Genomic DNA, 21,774 nt, shown 5'->3' with positions numbered 1-21,774 from the left:
GAGATAAGAAGGTAGAAGTATGGACAGCGCCGCCTCTTTTTTGTAAAAACTTTTGAGTGAAATTTAATCCAGATTTTCGATCTTCCCAGGTTTTGATCTTCCCAGGTTTTGATCTTCCTAGATTTTGATCTTCCTAGATTTTGATCTTCTTTGTAAGACATCGCTTTTATCAGTCTATAACATCGATCTTCTGTATTATCTTTATGAAAAAGCTATCTGCAAAATGCTCAAGAATTTTCTGTGTCAAAGGCTTAATCACAAGTTTGTATGAGAAGCTTTGTCGATTAGGATCTTTTGCGCCTTTATGATGAAATTTTTTACCCTTAAAACTTTTAAAATTCTCTGTTACCTAGATCCTATCGTTTAGTATTCATGAATGCTCCGGAGAGGGGTAGTAAATGCTTTTAAAGCTTTGGGATTCAGATTTGGAAAGTTATTTATAAGTCATTGTCTTTTAAGGTTTATTTGTAAAAAATGGACCGCTCTTCTTATGTATCGTTCTCTGCTTTTTAAATATCTTCTGCTTGCACGATTGGCAATATAATCCGCTCTTTTTCCATTTTCATGTGTTAAATCGGGGGAACAGGGGGTAGTAATCCTCTGGAAAGGTTATCTGATTGTATTGGGCGTCTGTAAGTGCGTATGCACGGGGTGAAGGAGAGATCAGAGTGGAGAGAAAAAAGAGCGATACTGAGGAAATACATAAAGATGAGCTGAAAAGCACATGGCGTTGAGGTGAAACAAAGTATTGCAAATGAGAAAAATCAAATAGAGCAGGGCGTGAAGTGAGAGTACTGGAGAAGAATTGGGTGCAGGGGTGAGAGAATGGATTGGGTGAGAGAATTTTTATGTATTCTATATGCTCTAAATTGTTATGAAAATATATCCCATAGTATTTTTATGAGAAGCCTATTGTGCTATTTTCTGTAAATATTTAAAAGCGTAAAAATGTGAATCTTTAAAATAGTAAGGTAAAGAAATTAAGTATTCTGCGGGCTTTTGTAAGTGCGTATGCACGGGGTGAAGGAGAGATCAGAGTGGAGAGAAAAAAGAGCGATACTGAGGAAATACATGAAGATGAGCTGAAAAGCACATGGCGTTGAGGTGAAACAAAGTATTGCAAATGAGAAAAATCAAATAGAGCAGGGCGTGAAGTGAGAGTACTGGAGAAGAACTGGAATCGTGGAATAAAAAGGAGGCGTAAAAAGCTTGTGGGAATGTTTTGACAGTCTCTTGTGAATCCGCTCAAAAAGCGTTTTCATCATTGATTGCCTTGAGGGGATTGCCTTGAGGGGATTGCCTTGAGGGGATTGCCTTGAGGGGATTGCCTTGAGGGGATTGCCTTGAGGGGATTGCCTTGAGGGGATTGCCTTGAGGGGATTGCCTTGAGGGGATTGCCTTGAGGGGATTGCCTTGAGGGGATTGCCTTGAGGGGATTGCCTTGAGGGGATTGCCTTGAGGGGATTGCCTTGAGGGGATTGCCTTGAGGGGATTGCCTTGAGGGGATTGCCTTGAGGGGATTGCCTTGAGGGGATTGCCTTGAGGGGATAAAGCTTTTGAAGAGTATCAGAGAATAAATATAAAAATAAAAACCTTTACCCGTTTGTTGAATTTTTGTTCACAAAACCAACAAAATAGGGTATGAACGCTGAAAAATAACGCACAGCCTAAAAAATGTGCGCACTATAAAGGAAAATATTTTTTATGTCAAAAGAAGAAGTTTTGGAATTTTCTGGTATCGTGACCGAACTCCTGCCCAATGCAATGTTTCGTGTGAAATTAGAAAATGATCATGAAATTATTGCCCATACCGCTGGTAGAATGCGCAAAAATCGTATTCGCGTGTTGGCCGGTGATAAAATTATGGTGGAAATGACCCCTTATGATTTGACAAAAGGACGTATTATATATCGCTATAAGTAAGTCATTAGCAGTGGTGGTTTTCTATCAAAGCAGTCGGATTGTTTCTAAAATACTTTGTTTTTTCACAATTGAAAAATAAAAAGAAACAGAAGGTAAAGTGATCCTAGAAATGCATGAAGTCGATATGTAAAGGATATTTGTGACGTCAAGAGAATTGAGTGGTAGCTTGAAAGCATTCCGAGGGGGATAAAGAGGGGGCTAAAATGAGAAACTTAAAGAAAACCTTCTTAAGAAAACAGCATTTGCCAGAAAATCTTGTCCAAGAAACTCAATTGATGCTTGCTTCCGCATCACCGCGTCGCTTGGCACTCTTAGCGCAAATTGGTCTTGACCCTCATGAGGTTTATGCAACAAATATCGATGAAACACCAAAATTAAGAGAACATCCTGCAAATCTCGCAAAACGTTTGGCAAAAGAAAAAGCGCTTAAAGCACAAGAAATTTTGCTATGGCGCAGCCAAAATGTCCAAGGGGGAGCAGCGCGGAAAATTGTTATCTTGGCTGCTGATACGGTGGTGGCTGTGGGGCGCACCATTCTTCCTAAACCAGAGGGTGAAGACGAGGCTTATGAATGTTTGCGATACCTTTCTGGGCGTTCGCACAAGGTCTATGGCGCCGTTTGTGCGCTCAATGAACGTGGAAAAATAACCGTAAAATTGGTCGAAAGTCGTGTCCGTTTTAGACGCTTAACATCTTCCATGATGAGGGCTTACCTTGCTTCTGGTGAATGGGAAGGGAAAGCTGGTGGCTACGCTATTCAGGGAAAAGCCGGTGCTTTCGTCGTCCATATGGCTGGTTCTTATTCCAATGTGGTTGGTTTGCCGTTAGCTGAAACAGTCGATCTCTTGACCGCTTATCACTATCCACTTTTCACTCACTGGGCTGAAGAAACGCATTAGAAAAACTTTAAGGAAAGATCAATGCAAGGTGAAAAGCAACAAAATGAGAAAAGAAAAAAGCAAAAAAATAAAGCAAAACCTCCAAATCAATAACAAAAATACAAAATAACAAAGATATAAAATGCCAAAAGAGTCAGACTTAATGCAAATAAAAACATCTCCGATCCGTCCTCCGCATCCTTGTCCGATTTGTGGTCAGATGGCACAACAAAACGCCTATCCTTTCTGTTCAACACGGTGCCGAGCTATTGATCTCAATCGGTGGCTTTCGGGTGCTTATATTTTACCGCCACCACCGCAGAAAAGTGATGAAGAAGAATAGAAAATAGCAAGGCGTTTCAAAACGTTGAAAATATGGTTTATGGTGCAGACAGAGGCTTAAAGCTGGTGGGATAAATAAGGTGCTGCTTAAAGTGAGCTGTTGGGGCTGAGGAGAGATCTGAGTGTTTGCTTGGATGTTGGTGTTGAGAAGTTTTAGCTTTTGAGAGCCGTCGGCAGGTTGAGCATTTGAGTTTGAAAGAAAATTGGCTATTTGGCTTGAAGAGTAGGCAGAGGCTTAAAGCTGGTGGGATAAATAAGGTGCTGCTTAAAGTGAGCTGTTGGGGCTGAGGAGAGATCTGAGTGTTTGCTTGGATGTTGGTGTTGAGAAGTTTTAGCTTTTGAGAGCCGTCGGCAGGTTGAGCATTTGAGTTTGAAAGAAAATTGGCTATTTGGCTTGAAGAGTAGGCAGAGGCCTAAAGCTGGTGGGATAAATAAGGTGCTGCTTAAAGTGAGCTGTTGGGGCTGAGGAGAGATCTGAGTGTTTGCTTGGATGTTGGTGTTGAGAAGTTTTAGCTTTTGAGAGCCGTCGGCAGGTTGAGCATTTGAGTTTGAAAGAAAATTGGCTATTTGGCTTGAAGAGTAGGCAGAGGCCTAAAGCTGGTGGGATAAATAAGGTGCTGCTTAAAGTGAGCTGTTGGGGCTGAGGAGAGATCTGAGTGTTTGCTTGGATGTTGGTGTTGAGAAGTTTTAGCTTTTGAGAGCCGTCGGCAGGTTGAGCATTTGAGTTTGAAAGAAAATTGGCTATTTGGCTTGAAGAGTAGGCAGAGGCCTAAAGCTGGTGGGATAAATAAGGTGCTGCTTAAAGTGAGCTGTTGGGGCTGAGGAGAGATCTGAGTGTTTGCTTGGATGTTGGTGTTGAGGAGTTTTAGCTTTTGAGAGCCGTCGGCAGGTTAAGCATTTGAGTTTGAGAGAAAATTGGCTATTTGGCTTGAAGAGTAGGCAGAGGCCTAAAGCTGGTGGGATAAATGAGGCGTTTGAAGGAACAAGGAATTTTTTAAAATTGAAGCATTATTTTATCCAGAATAAAAAACAAGGCTAAAAATAATCAGAAAAAGGGGAAAAACAGGAGTGGAAAAGGCAAAAAACTATCCCTCACGCTCGTTTTTAAGTAAGGTGAGGATTTCAGAGTCCCTTTCAAGAGGGAAACAGGTTAATTCGTTTTCATAATTTTCCAGATTTTTCCATCAGACATATACATGATTTTTCGGCATGTGGTTACTTTTCGTATCTCATGATCGGTATGAATTGAGAAACTCAAAGCTGTCCGGTTGTCTATGAAGATTGATTTCCACATAAATGGGCAAGGGGGCGGGAAAAAGATATTGGGTGCCCAAGCACCATCTTTTAAACGAACGACGACAAGTGCTTCTTATCCGAAACAGTTCGTGCAAACAGGCCTTTCCTGTCGACAATGGTGAGACCCCGTGCATAGGGTGAGGATAATTTTATTTAAATAATGATGGTGCGCCTTTCTCTCCCTCTTGCTATAGAGATTGTGAGAACCCATATTCCTTTTAGCACTACGGTTCTTCTTCATGCGGCATAATTTGCGGTGTTTGGTGGGGGGTGTTGGTCCTTTGAAGATGTCTCTTTTGTGGAATATTGGGAAAGTTTAAAGCGTGGCGGTGGCTTAAGTTGAAGGAAAAAAAATGAACCTAGAAAAATATAGCGAACGATTGCAAGGTTTTTTACAATCAGCACAAAATAGCGCCCTCTCTTCTGATCATCAGCAGTTTATGCCGGAGCATCTGTTGAAAGTGCTGTTAGACGATTCTCAAGGATTGGCAGCATCATTGATCCAAAAAGCGGGTGGTGATCTTACTCTTATTCGAAAGGCGCTTAACGAAGCACTTGGTGCTTTGCCTAAAGTACAAGGGGGTAATGGACAACTCTATTTGACTCAGCCGTTGGCAAAAGTCTTTAACATGGCAGAAGATCTGGCAAAAAAATCTGGTGATCAGTTTGTTACTGTGGAGCGTGTGCTGCAAGCACTGATCATGGAAAAGACCGCAAAAACCGCTGATATTCTCACAAGCGGAGGGTTGACATCGCAAGCGCTTAATCAGGCTATTAATGATTTGCGGAAAGGAAAAACAGCAGCAAGCCCCCATGCCGAAAGCCAGTATGATGCTTTGCAAAAATACGCTCGTGATTTGACAAAAGATGCCCGCGAAGGAAAACTTGACCCTGTTATTGGGCGGGAAGAAGAGATCCGCCGCACTATTCAGGTGCTTTCACGGCGTACCAAAAATAATCCTGTGCTGATTGGTGAACCAGGGGTGGGGAAAACAGCTATCGTGGAAGGATTGGCATTGCGCATTGTTAATGGCGATGTGCCTGAAACTTTGCGTGATAAAAAGCTTCATGCGCTCGATATGGGAGCACTTATCGCTGGTGCAAAGTATCGCGGGGAATTCGAAGAACGCCTCAAAGCGGTGCTGGCAGAGGTGCAAGCTGAAAATGGTCAAATTATCCTCTTTATCGATGAATTGCATAATCTCGTTGGTGCTGGAAAATCCGATGGGCCTATGGATGCTTCCAACTTGCTAAAACCTGCACTTGCACGCGGAGAACTCCATTGTGTGGGGGCTACTACGCTTGATGAATATCGAAAATATGTTGAAAAAGATGCTGCTCTTGCACGCCGCTTCCAGCCCGTTTTTGTACCTGAACCAAATCTTGAAGATACCATCTCTATTTTGCGCGGTATTAAAGAAAAATATGAACAGCACCACAAAGTGCGCTTGGCAGATAGTGCACTGATTACGGCAGCGCGTTTGTCTAACCGCTATATTACGGATCGCTTCTTGCCCGATAAAGCTATTGATCTTATCGATGAAGCGGCAGCACGGTTGAGGATGCAGGTCGATTCAAAACCAGAAGAACTTGATGTTATTGATCGGCGTATTTTACAGTTGAAGATCGAACGTGAAGCTTTGAAAACAGATGTAGAGCCAACAGCAAAAGAACGTTTGCAAAGTGTGCAGGATGAACTCAAAACATTGGAACAACAGTCTGGCGAAATGACAACCGCTTGGCAGGCTGAGAAACAAAAATTAGGGCATGCTGCTGATTTGAAAAAACAACTCGAAGAAGCCCGCAATGCTTTAGCTATTGCACAACGTGATGGACAATTCCAAAAAGCTGGAGAGCTCGCTTATAGTGTTATCCCTGAACTCGAAAAACAATTGAGCATTGCTGAAAATGATGATCAACAAAATCATCTCGTTGAAGAAACGGTTACTGCTGAACATGTGGCACGGATCGTTTCACGCTGGACTGGTATTCCTGTTGATCGAATGCTGGAGGCAGAACGTGAGGCGCTGTTGCGGATGGAAGATGAAATTAGCAAGCGTGTGATTGGTCAGGGCGAAGCTGTTCAAGCTGTTTCCCGCGCTGTACGCCGCGCCCGTGCAGGGTTGCAAGATCCAAATCGTCCGATTGGCTCTTTCATGTTCTTAGGTCCTACCGGTGTGGGAAAAACCGAATTAACCAAAGCACTCGCCGCTTTTCTTTTCCAAGACTCCAATGCCATGTTGCGCATCGATATGTCTGAATATATGGAAAAGCATGCTGGTGCACGTCTGATTGGGGCGCCGCCTGGATATGTCGGATATGAAGAGGGTGGGGTGCTGACCGAAGCCGTACGTAGAAGACCTTATCAGGTCATTCTGTTCGATGAAATTGAAAAAGCACATCCTGATATTTTTAATCTCTTGTTGCAAGTGCTCGATGAGGGACGTTTGACTGATAGTCAAGGACGTACCGTCGATTTTCGCAATACCTTGCTGATTATGACTTCTAATCTTGGCGCTGAATTCTTAACCGCTTTGCCTGAAGGACAAACAACCGATCAGGCAAAAAATGATGTCATGAATGTCGTCAAAGCGGCTTTTCGTCCTGAATTTTTAAACCGTATTGATGAGATTATTCTCTTTCAAAGATTACAACGCCACGATATGGAAGATATCGTCGATATTCAGGTAGAACATTTGCAAAATTTGCTCAATGAACGCAAAATAATTTTGCAAATCGAGCCAGATGTAAGAAAATTTCTTGCCGATAAAGGCTATGATCCCCTCTATGGTGCACGTCCTCTCAAACGGATTATCCAAAAAGAAATTCAAGATCCACTGGCGGAAAACATCTTATTTGGAAAAATTCACGATGAAACAACCGTCAAAATCGCGAAAGAAGGAGATCGGTTGACTTTTTTGCCTGAGGATTAAAAACTCTCATGAGAGAGGGTTGTTTGTGAAAGAGAGGGTTGTTTGTGAAAGAGAGGGTTGTTTGTGAAAGAGAGGGTTGTTTGTGAAAGAGAGGGTTGTTTGTGAAAGAGAGGGTTGTTTGTGAAAGAGAGGGTTGTTTGTGAAAGAGAGGGTTGTTTGTGAAAGAGAGGGTTGTTTGTGAAAGAGAGGGTTGTTTGTGAGAGGGTTGTTTGTGAAAGAGAGGTGAAAGTTTTTGTGAAAGAGAGGGTTGTTTGTGAAAGAGAGGGTTGTTTGTGAAAGAGAGGGTTGTTTGTGAAAGAGAGGGTTGTTTGTGAAAGAGAGGGTTGTTTGTGAAAGAGAGGGTTGTTTGTGAAAGAGAGGGTTGTTTGTGAAAGAGAGAGTTGTTTGTGAGAGAAAATATTTTCATGAGGCAGATGAAAAATGATAATGAGAATATAAAAAACTTGACAAGGTAAATCTTAATAGGTACCATAATGGGACAATAGGAATTGTGTGCTTTTTGCAAAGTGGATAAGATAGTCAGGGTAGGGGAAATCTTTTGTAAAGGGTGGTGGCTGTTTGGGATTTGCCTGTTAGAATGCTTTCTAGAGTCTGTAAGCTTTCGGATTTTGTGTTTGCCAAAATGGTGAGTTTGTGTTTTTCAGGCTAAATTTGCAGTGATGAGCAGTGGTCAGTTCGTAACTACTTGAGTTCTATTGGTTTATCAGAAATTTTATGCATTCATCAATCGAACTTGATTGTAACATCAATAAAGTTCTGTGTGGTTGGGAGATTTCTAGGGGATGTATTTCTCTGAAAAGGAAATGGCTTAGAAAATCTTGGTGTGATGATACATTTTTGCTAATCTTTTGCTAGGTGATTTTGCTGTATGCTTAAGCAAAGAGGGGGGTGGGTATTAATGTTTTCTGTTTTTTATGAGAGAATTCTCTTTCTATTCTCTATAAGATGGTTTCCCTTCTAGAATAGCGTTCTTCTTTTTATCTTTTTTTGCTTTTTTAACTTTTATGCATCTTTTGGTGAGGATGAAAAGAAAAATTTGTCTGTTTCTTTCGAGAATAAAGAGAATTATCGTAATGAGAGAGAGAAGCTTGTGATAAAAAAGGCAAAAAGATTTTCACTTAATTATCCGACAAAGAATTATCAAAATATATCATCATATTACCCTAAGCTATCTGAGTGATTTTGATCTTTTATCAAAAGAATTTTGGTTGTTTTTGAAATTTCGTTGCTAGCTTTTATACTCTTTTTTTGTCGTGAGATGCGCTTTTCTTTATTTGAAGGAACATCATGATGGCAGATGAACGTTGTCTTCCTTTACGCCGAAGAGGGCGTCCAAAAGGTGCTTTGAATAAAACAACAAGGCGGTTTAATGAAGCCCTTCTTACAGCTGCTGAGCAAGCTGGATATCACTATGGTGAAGATGGGTTGGTATCTTACCTTCAATATCATGCACTGAATAATCCTGTGCCTTTTTTTTCACTTCTGGCTAAAGTGTTGCCTCTACAAGTGATGGGAGAAGCGGGAGGCGATGTTACAACAATTTCACGTGTTGAAATTGTGCCGATAAGGACAAAAGATGCGGTGTCTTTAGAACGGGGAACTAAAGATCGTGATGCTTAAGGGCTTTTATGCTTGAGGATTTTGATACTTGAGGATTTTGGTGCTTGGGAGGATCTTTCAAGATCGTGGTGTTTTAGAATCACTGTTTTAGAGCATACGGTTTTTTGAAAGATCATCATGCTTGAGGAGAGCCGTATCTGTTGTTGTTTTTAGCTCTTTGAAAAGCTGTTGCTTAGGTGATGGGAGAAGCGGGAGGCGATGTTACAACAATTTCACGTGTTGAAATTGTGCCGATAAGGACAAAAGACGCGGTGTCTTTAGAACGGGGAACTAAAGATCGTGATGCTTAAGGGCTTTTATGCTTGAGGATTTTGATGCTTGAGGATTTTGATGCTTGGGAGGATCTTTCAAGATCGTGGTGTTTTAGAATTACTGTTTTTAGAGCATGCGGTTTTTTGAAAGATCATCGTGCTTGAGGATTCATGAAAACTGCGCAAATTGCTCTTATTCCAAAGCTACTTCCTGTTTTTACTGGAAAGGCCGATGTGCGTGCTGCTTGGGGAGGACGAGGGTCTGGGAAAACACGTTCTTTTGCCATCATGTCTGCTGTGATCGGATATCGGCATGGAAAGGCTGGAGAACGCGGCATTATTCTATGTGCACGGCAATTTCAAAATTCGCTCAATGAAAGTTCGTTGGAGGAAATTAAACGCGCAATCGAGGCCTATCCTTTTCTACAGGATTATTATGAGGTGGGTGATAAATATATTAAGTCAAAAGATGGACGTATTGTCTATGTTTTCGCTGGGCTTGATCGCAATATCGCAAGTATTAAATCAATGGGGCGCGTTTTCCTATGCTGGGTGGATGAGGCGGAGCCTGTAACCGAAACCGCTTGGCAAACGCTTATTCCAACGCTGCGCGAAGAAGGAAAAGATTGGAATGCCGAATTATGGGTGACATGGAACCCTTGTCGTGAAAATGCGCCCGTGGAAAAACGTTTCCGAAATGTCGATGATCCAAATATTAAAGGGGTGGAAATCAATTGGCGTGATAATCCTCAATTCCCAGAAAAACTCAATCGAGATCGCAAGGCGGATTTGGCACAACGACCTGAACAGTATAACCATATTTGGGAAGGTGAATATATGCAAACTGTTCAAGGTGCTTATTACCAAAAAGCGCTGCTTGAAGCAGAGCAGGAAGGGCGTATTACTATTGTGCCACGCGATCCGTTGATGCAGATCAGAATCTTTTGGGATATCGGGGGAACAGGGGCGAAGGCCGATGCTACCGCTTTGTGGGTGGCACAGTTCGTTGGGCGTGAAATTCGCGTTCTTGATTATTATGAAGCTCAAGGACAGCCTCTCTCTGAGCATGTGGGGTGGGTGTTTCAAAGGGGATATGATAAGGCATTGATGGTCTTGCCCCATGATGGCGCTACCAAAGATCGGGTTTATAATGTCAGTTTTGAAAGTGCTCTACAACAGGCTGGGTTTCAAACAAAAGTGATCCCTAATCAAGGGATGGGAGCGGTTAAAATGCGTATTGAAGCCGTAAGGCGATTGTTCCCTGCCATATGGTTTAACCGTGAAACAACGCAAGCTGGGCGAAAAGCGCTCGCTTGGTATCACGAAAAACGTGACGAACAACGTAATATCGGACTGGGTGCTGAACATGATTGGGCAAGCCATGGTGCCGATAGTTTCGGACTTATGTGTGTGGCTTATGAACAGCCACATGCAAAACCTAAAAAAAATGATTATCGTTTTTCTCACCATTCTCAAACGTCATGGATGGCTTTCTAAATGAATATTTCTACAAATTCTTTTTATTCCTCAGAGACGCTTGAAAATCAAGCACTCTTTAAAAAGCTCGTCAGTTGGTATCAGGATGATATTGCACATGTGGAGCAGTGGCGAAAAAATGCCCAAGAAGACTACAATTTTTATAATGGACGGCAATGGAATGAGCAAGATCTTGCCGTGTTGCGTGAACAAAATAGACCGGTTATGACCTTTAATCGTATTGCTCCTTTGATCAATGCTGTGATCGGTACAGAGCGCAATAATAAACGACAAGTGCAATTTATTCCACGCCAAGAAGGTGCAGCCTTTGCAAACCAGATCCTCACCGGAGCAGCCGAATGGTTTCGTGATGAGGCTGGTGGAGAGTATGAGGATTCTGATGCCTTTCAAGATGCTATCATTTGCGGAATGGGGTGGACAGATACCCGTCTCGATTATGAAGAAGATCCCCAAGGAAAACCCGTTATTGCACGATTAGATCCTATGAAAATGGTCTGGGATGCTAGTGCGGTGAAGCCTAATCTTATCGATGCCCAGCGTGTGTGGTATATTGATGAAAAACCACTGGACGTTGCTCAGGAAATGTTTCCTCATGTCCATTGGGGTGATCTTAATGCCGATTGGGTTACTAATCATACATCTTTCCACAAAACCAGTAATGGTGATACGCAAAGCTATCGTGGAGATGTCGAGAAGGAAAGTAGTTATCAACGACCTAAAATGGTCACATTGGCTGAATGCCGCTGGTTCGAGCGTGAGGTTGTTTATAAAGTCCTCGATCCCTTGAGCGGAAGATTTATCGATTATGCCGAGCAGGATTTCCAAAAATTAAACAAAGATTTTCCTGAAATCCAAGCAACGCGGTTGATTAGGAAAGTTGTTAAACGTGCATTCTTGGGAAAAAAATTGCTCGACGCTCCTGATAAGCCTTTGGTGCCATCTAATCAATTGGGGTGGGAGTGTATTACTGGTACTTTTGATAAATTAAGCAGACAGTTCTATGGTCTTGTTCAACCAACAAAAGATCCGCAACGATGGGCAAATAAATATTTTAGTCAAGTAATGCATTTGCTCAATAGTCAGTCAAAAGGCGGAATTATGGCTGAACGCGATGCTTTCGATGATGATCGCCAGGCGACAGAAAGTTGGGCGAGGGCTGATAGTATTACTTGGCTTAAAAGTGGTGCAGTTTCTGGCGGTAGAATTCAGCCTAAACCCGTTGCGCAATTTCCACAAGGATTCTTCCAGCTGTTTAATGAAGCAAAGAGCGCACTCGAACAAGTGACTGGGTTGTCTTCCGAATTTATTGGAACAAGGGCCGTTAATCAACCAGGAATCCTCGAAGAACAACGAAGACAGTCGTCACTCAATTTGTTGGCTTCTTTCTTTGATGGATTGCGTCGATATCGGCAACGACAGGGGAAAATTATTCTCTATCTTATTCAAAATTATCTTTCCGATGGACGGTTGGTGCGTATTGCTGGTGAGGAAAATGCCCAATATGTACCGCTAACACGGGAAATGATAACTAGTTTGGAATATGATATTGTTGTCGATGATGCTCCAACAAGTCTCAATGAAAAAGAGCGCACATTTGCCATTATTATGCAATTGCTTCCTTTGATGCAGAATTTCACAACGCCTGAGATTATGCTCGATCTTCTACGCTATTCACCTTTACCAGCATCGCTTATACATAAAATTGCCATCAAAGCACAAACACAAAGTTTAGACGAGCAAAGCCCTCCTTTGCGGGACAATGGCCATGCTGGAGAAATGTTCGGTGGTAACGATGGAGTGGAACATCTGGTGCAAGATGTTTTGCAGAGGGAAAATGCGCAAAAGTAAACAGATTCATCTGAAAAAATATTATTTTATTGTTTGAAAAAGAGAAGGCTAACAGTATGGATCAAGAACATTTAACGCAAGCAGAACAAGACCAATTGAAACAGGGGTTGCTTTCAGAAGCTGAACAGGAAAAAGATCGCCAAAGTGGAGTGGGAGAAAAAGAAAAAACTCTGGAAGAAAATTTCCAAGGAGATCAAAATGGATACCAACAACAGCGGTCATTACAAGAAGATGTGATGGCAAAAAATGTTCAAAAAGCACTCGAAAGTGATCTACCACCAGACCCGAAAAAAGATTTTATGGGTTATATACAATGGTTGGGAAAAGCACTCTACAAACAAGAGGCGTTGCTCTCTGAACAATCATTTGTACAAAATTCTGAAGCAGAACAGTTGCAGAATTTCTATCAGCAATCCGTTGTTAGTGTTAAACAAAAACATCATGATTTTGATGAAGCTGCCGATTTTGTTTATGATACACGGGCAAAACAGTTGGCTGCTTATGCTGCTCTCTATCCTGAAATGGCAGATCCAAACGTTGTGGACACCCTAATTGGTAATGAATTGAAGCAAATATTGCATGATTGTGCGAAAAAAAACCAAAACCCTGCAGAAGTGATCTATTCTATTGCGCAAAAAATTGGCTACACAAATGTTTCAAATAATACCTCAAAATATGAGGGCGAAAATTTGCAAAAAATACAAAATTCTGCACGTACACTTGCAGCTCATAACGGTTTAACTCCAAAGGGACCTCTTTCTTTAGATATGCTCGATAAAATGTCGGAGGGAGAATTTGGTAATTGGGTTAGTGAGCCAAAAAACAAGGCTGCTTTTAACCGCTTAATGGGCGGTGGAGAAGCCTAAAAAGTGCATATGTGCTGGGGAAACTCTTGAGGAGGATGTGTTGGCCGATTTTAAGGCGGATGCATTGAGAGCTGTTAAAACCCATCCATTGGGAGTTTTCAAGGAGACTATGTGGGGCAAGGGGAAAATGCGATGGGAAAATTTCGCAAGGGGGGAAAAATAAACTTTCAACAAAAATTACACAAAAAATGAAATAGCTGATCCACCATCTGAAAATTAAGAGATGTGGAATGTTAACAACCGGGATTTTACCGGTTTTTTTTATGTCAACAAACTTTTAGAGGATAAAATGACCGTAAATTATATCGGACTGAATGACCCAATGGCAGTGCGCACATGGTCTAAACTATTGAACCAGGAAGTTTCAAAAGCAATTCCTATTGCACCATTGATCGGAGATGATTCAAATAGTATTGTACAATTAAAAGATGAAACAACGAAAGCAAGTGGGGATGCGATTAGCTTTAATTTGCGCGTCCAGCTACTCGGTGACGGGGTGAGTGAAGGACAGGCTCTTGAGGGCAATGAAGAAGCACTCCAATTTCTTAGTGATCGCTTGGCTATTAATGAACTTGTTCATGCGGTGCGTGTTAAGAATGAAGGGACTATTGATCAACAACGTGTTCTTCATGATTTGCGTACCGAAGCCAAAAATGGCTTGGTTGATTGGTATGCGGATCGTCTTAGTATGATGTTTTTCATTCAAGTCTGCGGCTATACCGCAAAAGCCATTAACTTTGAAGGACGTACAATAACCCTTAAACCTGTTCATTACGGATTTAATGCTCCAACTGCACCAACCGATAAACGCGTTGTGCGTCCTAATGGAAAAACAAAAGATGAAGACTTGAAAGAAAACGATGTTTTCAATCTTAAGTTGATAGATAAAGCCGTTGAACGCGCTAAGCTTGCAAATCCCAAAATTAGACCGGTACGTGTCGAGGGAGAAAATGTTTATGTGCTTTATCTGCATCCAACACAGGTCACGCAATTGCGAACCAATACAGATGCCGGACAGTGGCTCGACATTACGAAGGCAATTTATAGTGGAAGCCATGTCAAAAACCCACTCTATGATGGCTCTTTGGGCATGTATAATGGCGTCGTCTTGCGTGAGGCTGAACACGTTACTGAAGGTGTCGAGTCAGGTTCAACAAACAAAGCAGTGCCAAATGTGCGTCGTGCGGTTTTGTTAGGGGCACAAAGCGCTGTTATTGCTTTTGGAAAAGATCGCGGCGCTACACGTTATAAATTGGTGGAAGAGTTGTTCGATTATGAACGAGAGTTCGGTGTCGCAGCAAAAACCATTATCGGTATGAAAAAAACCTGCTTCACCTTGCCAGGAGGCACACAAGGAGTGCAAGACTTTGCTACCATCGTGATCCCAACTTATGGAGCACCTGCTTAAAGGCATTCGTGAAAGCTTGCAAACTCTTCCCCCAACAGAAAAATCTGCTTGGGGGGAGACATATAAAATGTTGCATACGTAAAAGGATTATGACTGCTCATGACCGTTTTGCCTACTGACCACAATGATCACAATCTTTCGCACTTAGATCATTCTAAAACTTTTGCTTTTATGGTCGCGCTTATTCAAGATGAAATTGACGATACAACAGCTGAATATTCTACGCAAATTCAAGATTCCATTTTTACCGCTTTGCGTTTGTGTGAACGAGAACCATTTTTCTTTAGTGAAAAAAGGAAAATGAGTTTCAAAACACAACCAAAAAAAACATGGTATGGTCAAGAAGAGGGAGTTTTTATTGAATCAGAAAAAGCTTTGGAGCGCGTCCTTTTAGGAACACATCATACAACACAAATACCATTGCTTTTTAAATCTGTAGAAGCGTTGCAAAAACAATATGGATTACAGCCTGTACAAGGAACGCCCATCTTTTATACTTACCTTAATCAAAAAATAGGACTCTTTCCAACACCCAAACAGGTTGAAACTGTGCGCCTTTTTTATGCTCCTGTCTGTTTGGGAGATGAGAAGGTAATGGAGGAGGATAATCCTTGGTTGATTCATGCATTTGATCTCATTAAAGCACGTGCAAAATATGAGCTATACAAAAATATCCTCAAAGATTCTGAATATGCTGCTGTTTCTTTTAGAGACTATCAAGAGCAGCTCCAAGCTTTGCGATTGGAAACATCGCGTCGAAAAGACTCTTCAAATATTCTGCCAATGCAGTTTTAAAGAGATTTTTCTCAACCATTGATAATTGATGCTTGGCGGTTGAAGCTGGTGGTTGGTGCTGGCGGTGGATACTGGTGGTTGAAGCTGGTGGTGGATGCTGGCGGCGGATGCTGGTGGTTGAAGCTGGCGGCGGATACTGGTGGTTGAAGCTGGTGGTGGATGCTGGCGGCGGATGCTGGTGGTTGAAGCTGGTGGTGGATGCTGGCGGCGGATGCTGGTGGTTGAAGCTGGTGGTTGAAGCTGGTGGTGGATGCTGGTGGTTGAAGCTGGTGGTGGATGCTGGTGGTTGAAGCTGGTGGTTGGTGCTGGTGGTGGATGCTGGCGGCGGATGCTGGTGGTTGAAGCTGGTGGTGGATGCTGGCGGCGGATGCTGGTGGTTGAAGCTGGTGGTGGATGCTGGCGGCGGATGCTGGTGGTTGAAGCTGGTGGTGGATGCTGGCGGCGGATGCTGGTGGTTGAAGCTGGTGGTGGATGCTGGCGGCGGATGCTGGTGGTTGAAGCTGGTGGTGGATGCTGGCGGCGGATGCTGGTGGTTGAAGCTGGTGGTTGGTGCTGGCGGCGGATACTGGTGGTTGAAGCTGGTGGTGGATGCTGGTGGTTGAAGCTGGTGGTTGAAGCTGGCGGCGGATGCTGGTGGTTGAAGCTGGTGGTGGATGCTGGCGGCGGATGCTGGTGGTTGAAGCTGGTGGTGGATGCTGGCGGCTTCTTACGCGTAAATACATCAATGTGTTTTTGTTTATTCTCTATAGTCTGAGCTTTATGCCTTTGTTATAGAGGCTTATCTCAAGGGCTTTTGTAGTTTAAAATAAGCCTTTGTGATTTGAAATACAATAGATAAAGGTTTTTCAAATATTTTGCTAATGGGGTTTCTCAATGGCTTTTTTCCCAATCGCTGATTATCGGCCCGATGTTGCTGACATTAATGGCATTTTTACTGATGAACTCATAAATGTGCTACCGGCCGATGGATCCTATATCCCTATGCCTAGCTTTGAACCTTTGACAGAGCCTTGTCCTGATAGGCTTTTAGGGGCTATTGCTGTTAAAACAGAAAATGGTGTGTCTATTATTGTTGGTACGGCACAAAAAATCTACCTTCTCGATAATACGACAATGCAGTGGAAAGATATTAGCCAAAAGAAAAAATCTTATCTCGCTAATATCGATGCTCCATGGTCTTTCGCTTTGTTTGGTGATTATGTTATTGCTGTTAATGCCAATGATAAACCTCAAGTGATCGATATTAATCATGACAAAAGATTTAGAGATTTAGGAGGAAATCCACCACAAGCAGGAATTGTTCGCGTGTGGGGAGATTTCGTTTGTTTGATGAAATTAACTCAACATCCAAGACGTGTCCATTGGTCAGGATTGAACGATGCAGAATTTTGGACCGTTGGGAAAAAAAGCTGCGATTATCAAGATTTTCCCGATGGCGGTTTCGTGCAAGGCGCAACTGAGACAACAAATCCAATCATCTTTATGCGGTCTGCAATCTATGCCGGTTCTTTTATCCCTGGCTCCAAAATTATTTTCAGTTTCCAAAAAATCCACGATAAACGCGGCGCAAAAAACGCTGAATCTATCGTTTGTCGTGGTGATCTCGCCTTCTTTTCTGATGAGGGTGGATTTTATCAAATGACCAATGATGGACAGATTATACCCATTGGGTTCGAAAAAGTAGACCGAACCATGAAAGCAAAATCTCGTCAGAATAATCTGTACACTTTGTCTGCTGCCATTGATGGGGTGTATAATCGCGTTTATTGGATGATTGATAGCGATGAGAGCTCCGATAAATGCATTTTACTCATTTATGATTGGGGATTGCAAAAATGGACAAAAGCTGTCGTGGGGATTAAAACAATTCTGCCCATTTTTTTGGCTGGAGTCACTTTAGAAGGACTTGATCGGATTACTCAGAACATTGGTGATCTACCTTTTTCTCTCGACAGTAGAGCGTGGAAAAATGAAACTCCTATTCTCGGTGCATTTGATCATCAGGGAAGGCTTGGCTCGTTTTCTGGTCCGCCTATGGCTTGTGTGGTGACATCACAAGAAATGGGACAGACAAATGGCATGATAACCAGGGTGAAAAATATTATGCCCCAAGTGAATAGTGGAGAGTTTTATTTGTCTGTGGGAATGCGCTTTCGCCAATCCATCGAAGAGGAAACGGTTTGGTTGCCGGAAAAAAAACCCTCTCATAATACGGGGCAAATTCATTCCCGCGCAAGAGCACGGTTTTACCGTTTTAAATTGCGAATTCCAGAGGGGCAGAATTGGTCTCATGTCACCGGGTTTGATGTGGAATTGAAGGCTGCTGGCATGCGGTGAGGTCTAAAAGCTCATCTGTAACGGGGGAAGCCTATGGGGTGAGGCCCAAGCCATCTGTAACGGGGGAAGCCTATGGGGTGAGGCCCAAGCCATCTGTAACGGGGGAAGCCTATGCGGTGAGGCCCAAGCCATCTGTAACGGGGGAAGCCTATGCGGTGATGTTCAAGCCATCTGTAACGGGGGAAGCCTATGCGGTGATGTTCAAGCCATCTGTAACGGGGGAAGCCTATGCGGTGATGTTCAAGCCATCTGTAACGGGGGAAGCCTATGCGGTGATGTTCAAGCCATCTGTAACGGGGGAAGCCTATGCGGTGAGGCCCAAGCCATCTGTAACGGGGGAAGCTTATACGGTGAGGACCAAGCCATCTGTAACGGGGGAAGCCTATGGGGTGAGGCCCAAGCCATCTGTAACGGGGGAAGCTTATGCGGTGAGGTTCAAGCCGCGTGATAATAAATAAATGGTATGGAAAGCTATGGTGGGAACACTGAAAATTACCTGAGAGTTCGCTGTGAGAAGGCTAAAGAGAAACAGCAAAAAAGCTGAAAGAAGCAAAACCATGATACCGCAACAGGGCAGCCAAAATATTTATTCTGCTCATCTTACAGATCAATGGTCATGGGAAAAAATAGCTCCTTATAAAGAAGCTCTCAATACCGCATTGGAAAAATACGCTCAGCGCTTTCCCGATGATGTCTGTTTGGCAACAATTACTGAAGAACTGGCAAGAGGACAAGCACAATTGTGGTTGGTTTTAAAAAATAAAACACAATTTAGTGCCTTTGCGATTACCAAAGTTGAAATAACACATACGAAGAAAAAACGCGTTGTCCTCTCAGACCTTGCCGGAGAGGGAGGGCTGGAATTGGTCAAATTGATCGATAAGGTTGAACAATGGGCACGGACAATCAATGCTGAAGAAATGCATATGTTTGGAAGGTCTGGATGGGCTAAAATGCTTAGCCATCACGGATATTCTCGTAATCTTATTTATTATAGAAAGGTTCTCAACCCATGAGTAGAAAAAAAACACCTCAAGTGCAAACAACAACACAAACAAATGCACCACCCGCGTGGGCAGCAGATATCTTTAAAAAAGCCAGTTCTCAAGCGCTTGACCTTTATAATAAAGGACTTGGAGGAAATGTTTATCAGGGGCAGCGTGTCGCGGGTCTTGGTACTGTGACAAAAAATGCTCTCACCGGTCTAGAACAGGCTGCTGGACAGTATAACAATCCTGCGTTGACACAGTGGTTTAATGCACCAACACAAAGTGCTACGAACCTGCTTGGTATGGCTAAAGGAGACTGGATTGGAAGCAATAGTAAATTTAATGCTGCCTTGCAAAATGCACTGAATAAAACTTCTGATGCCATTAATCAATCGATGTCTGGAGCTGGACGCTACGGATCGGGTGCACATACTGGGGTGCTCGCCGGTGAGCTTGGCGCATTGGCAACAAATGCTACTGCACAGCAATATAATCAAGATATTAATAATATGATGAATGCTAATCAGATGATTGACCGCTCTTTATATGATCAGATTAATGCAGCAAACAGCTACTATCAAGGGCAAAGTAATGCGCAAAGCAATGCTTTGAAGGGCGGGATAATCCAAGATATGAACCGCCAGAGTGCTTTAGATGCTGAGCGCCAAAGGTGGATGGAACAAGATAATCAAGGTTGGAACCGATTAGGACAGTTGCTCGGCGTTGGAACTCAAGCTGCTGGAAATTACGGAACAACATCAGGAAAATCCACAATAATGCCTTCTGTTACAAAAGATCCATTGCGTGATGCACAGCAGGTGCTTGGATTGGTAGGTGGAATTTTAGGTCTTTCTGATGTCAGAGCTAAAGAAAATATTGTTCTTGTCGGCGAAAAAAATGGCTATCCGCTTTATGACTTTAATTATAAGGGAGATCCGCAACGCTATCGTGGTGTTCTTGCTCAGGAAGTGTTGCGTTTGAATCCCGATGCTGTGTATGTCAATGCAAAAACAAAGTTAATGCATGTTCATTATGAAAAAATCGGACTGAAAATGGAAAAAGTGAAAATGAAGAAAATAACAGCACTTAAAAAGAAAATGGCTGCTTTCTTTTCTTCTTTCTTTGCGCGTTTTCTTTTCTTGCAAAAAGGATATATTCTATGAGCTCTATTTATGATTGGTCGCTTATCGCATCCGAAAATGCCTATGCAGATGATCTTATAAACTGGGCGGAGGGACAACCTCCAAGTTCAGTCAATGATAGTGCGCGCGTGATGATGCAGCGCATCAAAGAGTATTTGTTAGATAATAGCGGGATGATTGACACACAGTTTACGGTCGATCAAGAGAAAAATAAAACATCGCTTCGCTTGATTACAAAGTCTTCTTTTAAAGCTTATAGGGGTGGGATTGTTGTGCGATTTAGAGCGCAAGGGCAAAATAAGGGAATAACAAATGTCTCTTTAAATCAATTGATTTCACGTCCTGTTTATATGATGAGCTTAAATGGTATAGTACCTTTAAAGGGCGGAGAAATTCAAAGCGGGGGAATTTATGAGCTTGTCTATACTTGTGACATTGCCGGAAAAAATGTGGATGGTTGGTTTTTAACAAATCCAACGCAAAATTCTTCACCTCCTGGCTTTATAGGCACATTTGCTATGGAAAAAATGCCTGAAGGTTGGCTTTTATGCGATGGTAAAGCTTATTCTCGTAAGACATATGCAAATCTTTTCGCTACTCTTGGCGAAACATGGGGAAGAGGAGATGGGCATTCAACATTCAATGTTCCTGATTTGCGTGGAATGTTTTTGCGCGGGCTAGATAGTGGAAAAGGGGTTGATAAAGAACGACAAATAGGAAGTAGACAAGAAGAGTCTTTTAAAGCGCATAGCCATGAAGGGAAAACAGATTCAGCAGGTGCGCACACGCATAGAATTGACAAACTCTCTTTCAGTTCTATGAACGCTTATTCAGGGAATTTTAGTGGCTGCTATAGGATTTCAGGAGAAGAGCGGACGGGTTATTCAGGATTGCATGAGCATGATATCATTTTGGAAAAAACAGGCGGTGATGAAACGCGCCCCGTCAATGTAGCAGTTGTTTATGCTGTCAAAACATGAAAATTAAAATGCTTACAGAGGCAAAAATTGTTTGCAAAATCTCTGCCACGAGAAAAAGGTGCCTTATGAAATGTTATAGAGGATGGCATATACCAAGCTTGAGAGAAAACCTTTGATTGGAAGACAATGCCTCCTTGGTTTAGTTTATCTCTTTCTCTTCAACGCTCTTGAGCAGAGAAAAGTGAGATGCGTGGTGTAATTTTTCCAGTATTGGTATATCTGTTTTTCATTTTTTATCGTTTTTTGCCGTGGTGTGTAAGGGGGAAAATAAAGGCGTTGTTTGTTTTCGGAAAGCAGATTTTTTTGTTTAGGGAGCAATATTTGACCTTTGTATCAAAATAATTGACTCAGAAGAATGTCATGATAATGAGGAACTTCCTCTTTTGCCAAAGAATGAGGGTATGCAAAAAAATCTCCACGGCTTTTATCTCTGACAGCTGTATAATGGTGTTGACCTGTGAGAGGTGTGTGTGCTGATAAATTCAAATATTCCCTGAACAATAAAATGCTTCTGTTTGTGAGGCCATTTGCTTAAATAGACTCAGATCATACCCAGAAAATCTTATGATAAAAGATCATGGCCGGTCAAATGGTGCATGGTGATCCTGCATTTTACGCTGCTTTCAAATTGTCAGAGCAGCGTTCTTCGTGAGAGAAAAAGGGGTGTTT

17 protein-coding genes are annotated in these 21,774 nt (G+C 42.4%); all 17 read left to right on the top strand.

Features of this window, described 5'->3' with window-relative positions; all coding sequences use genetic code 11:
- Positions 1 to 1,704: 1,704 nt before the first annotated feature.
- The 17 genes from infA (at position 1,705) to V4P57_RS06970 (ending at position 21,105) form a co-directional block, all read left to right on the top strand.
- Complete coding sequence (infA, locus tag V4P57_RS07050) at positions 1,705 to 1,923, top strand: translation initiation factor IF-1 (protein ID WP_004856585.1); 219 nt, start codon at positions 1,705 to 1,707, stop codon at positions 1,921 to 1,923.
- A gap of 203 nt (positions 1,924 to 2,126) precedes the next feature.
- Positions 2,127 to 2,822 carry a Maf family nucleotide pyrophosphatase gene (locus V4P57_RS07045; RefSeq protein WP_455465854.1) on the top strand — a complete coding sequence of 232 codons (696 nt, stop codon included), beginning with the start codon at positions 2,127 to 2,129 and terminating at the stop codon, positions 2,820 to 2,822.
- A gap of 121 nt (positions 2,823 to 2,943) precedes the next feature.
- Positions 2,944 to 3,144, top strand: a complete 201-nt coding sequence (gene yacG, locus V4P57_RS07040; protein WP_455465853.1) for a DNA gyrase inhibitor YacG — start codon at positions 2,944 to 2,946, stop codon at positions 3,142 to 3,144.
- Positions 3,145 to 4,792: 1,648 nt separating this feature from the next.
- Entirely contained in the window at positions 4,793 to 7,372 is a 2,580-nt protein-coding gene (clpB, locus tag V4P57_RS07035) for an ATP-dependent chaperone ClpB (protein WP_455465852.1), read from the top strand.
- Between the two features lie 1,290 nt (positions 7,373 to 8,662).
- Positions 8,663 to 8,992, top strand: coding sequence for a hypothetical protein (locus tag V4P57_RS07030; RefSeq protein ID WP_455465851.1), 330 nt, complete (start codon positions 8,663 to 8,665; stop codon positions 8,990 to 8,992).
- Positions 8,993 to 9,414: 422 nt separating this feature from the next.
- Positions 9,415 to 10,740 (top strand): PBSX family phage terminase large subunit, encoded by a 1,326-nt coding sequence (locus V4P57_RS07025; RefSeq protein ID WP_455465850.1) that lies wholly within the window; start codon positions 9,415 to 9,417, stop codon positions 10,738 to 10,740.
- Positions 10,741 to 12,588 carry a portal protein gene (locus tag V4P57_RS07020; RefSeq protein ID WP_455465849.1) on the top strand — a complete coding sequence of 616 codons (1,848 nt, stop codon included), beginning with the start codon at positions 10,741 to 10,743 and terminating at the stop codon, positions 12,586 to 12,588.
- Positions 12,589 to 12,644: 56 nt separating this feature from the next.
- Complete coding sequence (locus V4P57_RS07015; protein WP_455465848.1) at positions 12,645 to 13,454, top strand: hypothetical protein; 810 nt, start codon at positions 12,645 to 12,647, stop codon at positions 13,452 to 13,454.
- A 289-nt stretch (positions 13,455 to 13,743) separates the two neighbouring features.
- Positions 13,744 to 14,862, top strand: a complete 1,119-nt coding sequence (locus tag V4P57_RS07010) for a N4-gp56 family major capsid protein (RefSeq protein WP_455465847.1) — start codon at positions 13,744 to 13,746, stop codon at positions 14,860 to 14,862.
- A 99-nt stretch (positions 14,863 to 14,961) separates the two neighbouring features.
- Complete coding sequence (locus V4P57_RS07005; protein WP_455465846.1) at positions 14,962 to 15,657, top strand: hypothetical protein; 696 nt, start codon at positions 14,962 to 14,964, stop codon at positions 15,655 to 15,657.
- 74 nt (positions 15,658 to 15,731) lie between these two features.
- Complete coding sequence (locus V4P57_RS07000) at positions 15,732 to 15,947, top strand: hypothetical protein (RefSeq protein ID WP_455465845.1); 216 nt, start codon at positions 15,732 to 15,734, stop codon at positions 15,945 to 15,947.
- A complete protein-coding gene (locus V4P57_RS06995) occupies positions 15,914 to 16,411 on the top strand; it encodes a hypothetical protein (protein ID WP_455465844.1) in 498 nt (165 codons plus the stop codon). The genes V4P57_RS07000 and V4P57_RS06995 overlap by 34 nt, the downstream gene beginning before the upstream one ends.
- Before the next feature lie 119 nt (positions 16,412 to 16,530).
- Positions 16,531 to 17,994, top strand: coding sequence for a hypothetical protein (locus V4P57_RS06990; RefSeq protein ID WP_455465843.1), 1,464 nt, complete (start codon positions 16,531 to 16,533; stop codon positions 17,992 to 17,994).
- Positions 17,991 to 18,452: a hypothetical protein gene (locus V4P57_RS06985; RefSeq protein WP_455465842.1), complete on the top strand. Its 462-nt coding sequence runs from the start codon at positions 17,991 to 17,993 to the stop codon at positions 18,450 to 18,452. The genes V4P57_RS06990 and V4P57_RS06985 overlap by 4 nt, the downstream gene beginning before the upstream one ends.
- A 99-nt stretch (positions 18,453 to 18,551) precedes the next feature.
- Entirely contained in the window at positions 18,552 to 19,010 is a 459-nt protein-coding gene (locus tag V4P57_RS06980; protein WP_455465841.1) for a hypothetical protein, read from the top strand.
- Positions 19,007 to 20,146, top strand: a complete 1,140-nt coding sequence (locus V4P57_RS06975; protein WP_455465840.1) for a tail fiber domain-containing protein — start codon at positions 19,007 to 19,009, stop codon at positions 20,144 to 20,146. The genes V4P57_RS06980 and V4P57_RS06975 overlap by 4 nt, the downstream gene beginning before the upstream one ends.
- On the top strand, positions 20,143 to 21,105 hold the full coding sequence (locus V4P57_RS06970; protein WP_455465839.1) for a phage tail protein: 963 nt from the start codon (positions 20,143 to 20,145) through the stop codon (positions 21,103 to 21,105). The genes V4P57_RS06975 and V4P57_RS06970 overlap by 4 nt, the downstream gene beginning before the upstream one ends.
- Positions 21,106 to 21,774 lie beyond the last annotated feature (669 nt).

It is taken from the genome of Bartonella sp. B39 (assembly GCF_053795145.1).
Note: the sequence above shows the minus strand (reverse complement) of the source record. Positions and strands in the feature narration are given on the sequence as shown.

Excerpts from the sequence above, each read along its gene's own strand:
- infA (WP_004856585.1), top strand. The coding sequence starts at position 1,705 with ATGTCAAAAGAAGAAGTTTTGGAATTTTCTGGTATCGTGACCGAACTC.
- V4P57_RS07045 (WP_455465854.1), top strand. The coding sequence starts at position 2,127 with ATGAGAAACTTAAAGAAAACCTTCTTAAGAAAACAGCATTTGCCAGAA.
- yacG (WP_455465853.1), top strand. The coding sequence starts at position 2,944 with ATGCCAAAAGAGTCAGACTTAATGCAAATAAAAACATCTCCGATCCGT.
- clpB (WP_455465852.1), top strand. The coding sequence starts at position 4,793 with ATGAACCTAGAAAAATATAGCGAACGATTGCAAGGTTTTTTACAATCA.
- V4P57_RS07030 (WP_455465851.1), top strand. The coding sequence starts at position 8,663 with ATGGCAGATGAACGTTGTCTTCCTTTACGCCGAAGAGGGCGTCCAAAA.
- V4P57_RS07025 (WP_455465850.1), top strand. The coding sequence starts at position 9,415 with ATGAAAACTGCGCAAATTGCTCTTATTCCAAAGCTACTTCCTGTTTTT.
- V4P57_RS07020 (WP_455465849.1), top strand. The coding sequence starts at position 10,741 with ATGAATATTTCTACAAATTCTTTTTATTCCTCAGAGACGCTTGAAAAT.
- V4P57_RS07015 (WP_455465848.1), top strand. The coding sequence starts at position 12,645 with ATGGATCAAGAACATTTAACGCAAGCAGAACAAGACCAATTGAAACAG.
- V4P57_RS07010 (WP_455465847.1), top strand. The coding sequence starts at position 13,744 with ATGACCGTAAATTATATCGGACTGAATGACCCAATGGCAGTGCGCACA.
- V4P57_RS07005 (WP_455465846.1), top strand. The coding sequence starts at position 14,962 with ATGACCGTTTTGCCTACTGACCACAATGATCACAATCTTTCGCACTTA.
- V4P57_RS06990 (WP_455465843.1), top strand. The coding sequence starts at position 16,531 with ATGGCTTTTTTCCCAATCGCTGATTATCGGCCCGATGTTGCTGACATT.
- V4P57_RS06980 (WP_455465841.1), top strand. The coding sequence starts at position 18,552 with ATGATACCGCAACAGGGCAGCCAAAATATTTATTCTGCTCATCTTACA.
- V4P57_RS06975 (WP_455465840.1), top strand. The coding sequence starts at position 19,007 with ATGAGTAGAAAAAAAACACCTCAAGTGCAAACAACAACACAAACAAAT.
- V4P57_RS06970 (WP_455465839.1), top strand. The coding sequence starts at position 20,143 with ATGAGCTCTATTTATGATTGGTCGCTTATCGCATCCGAAAATGCCTAT.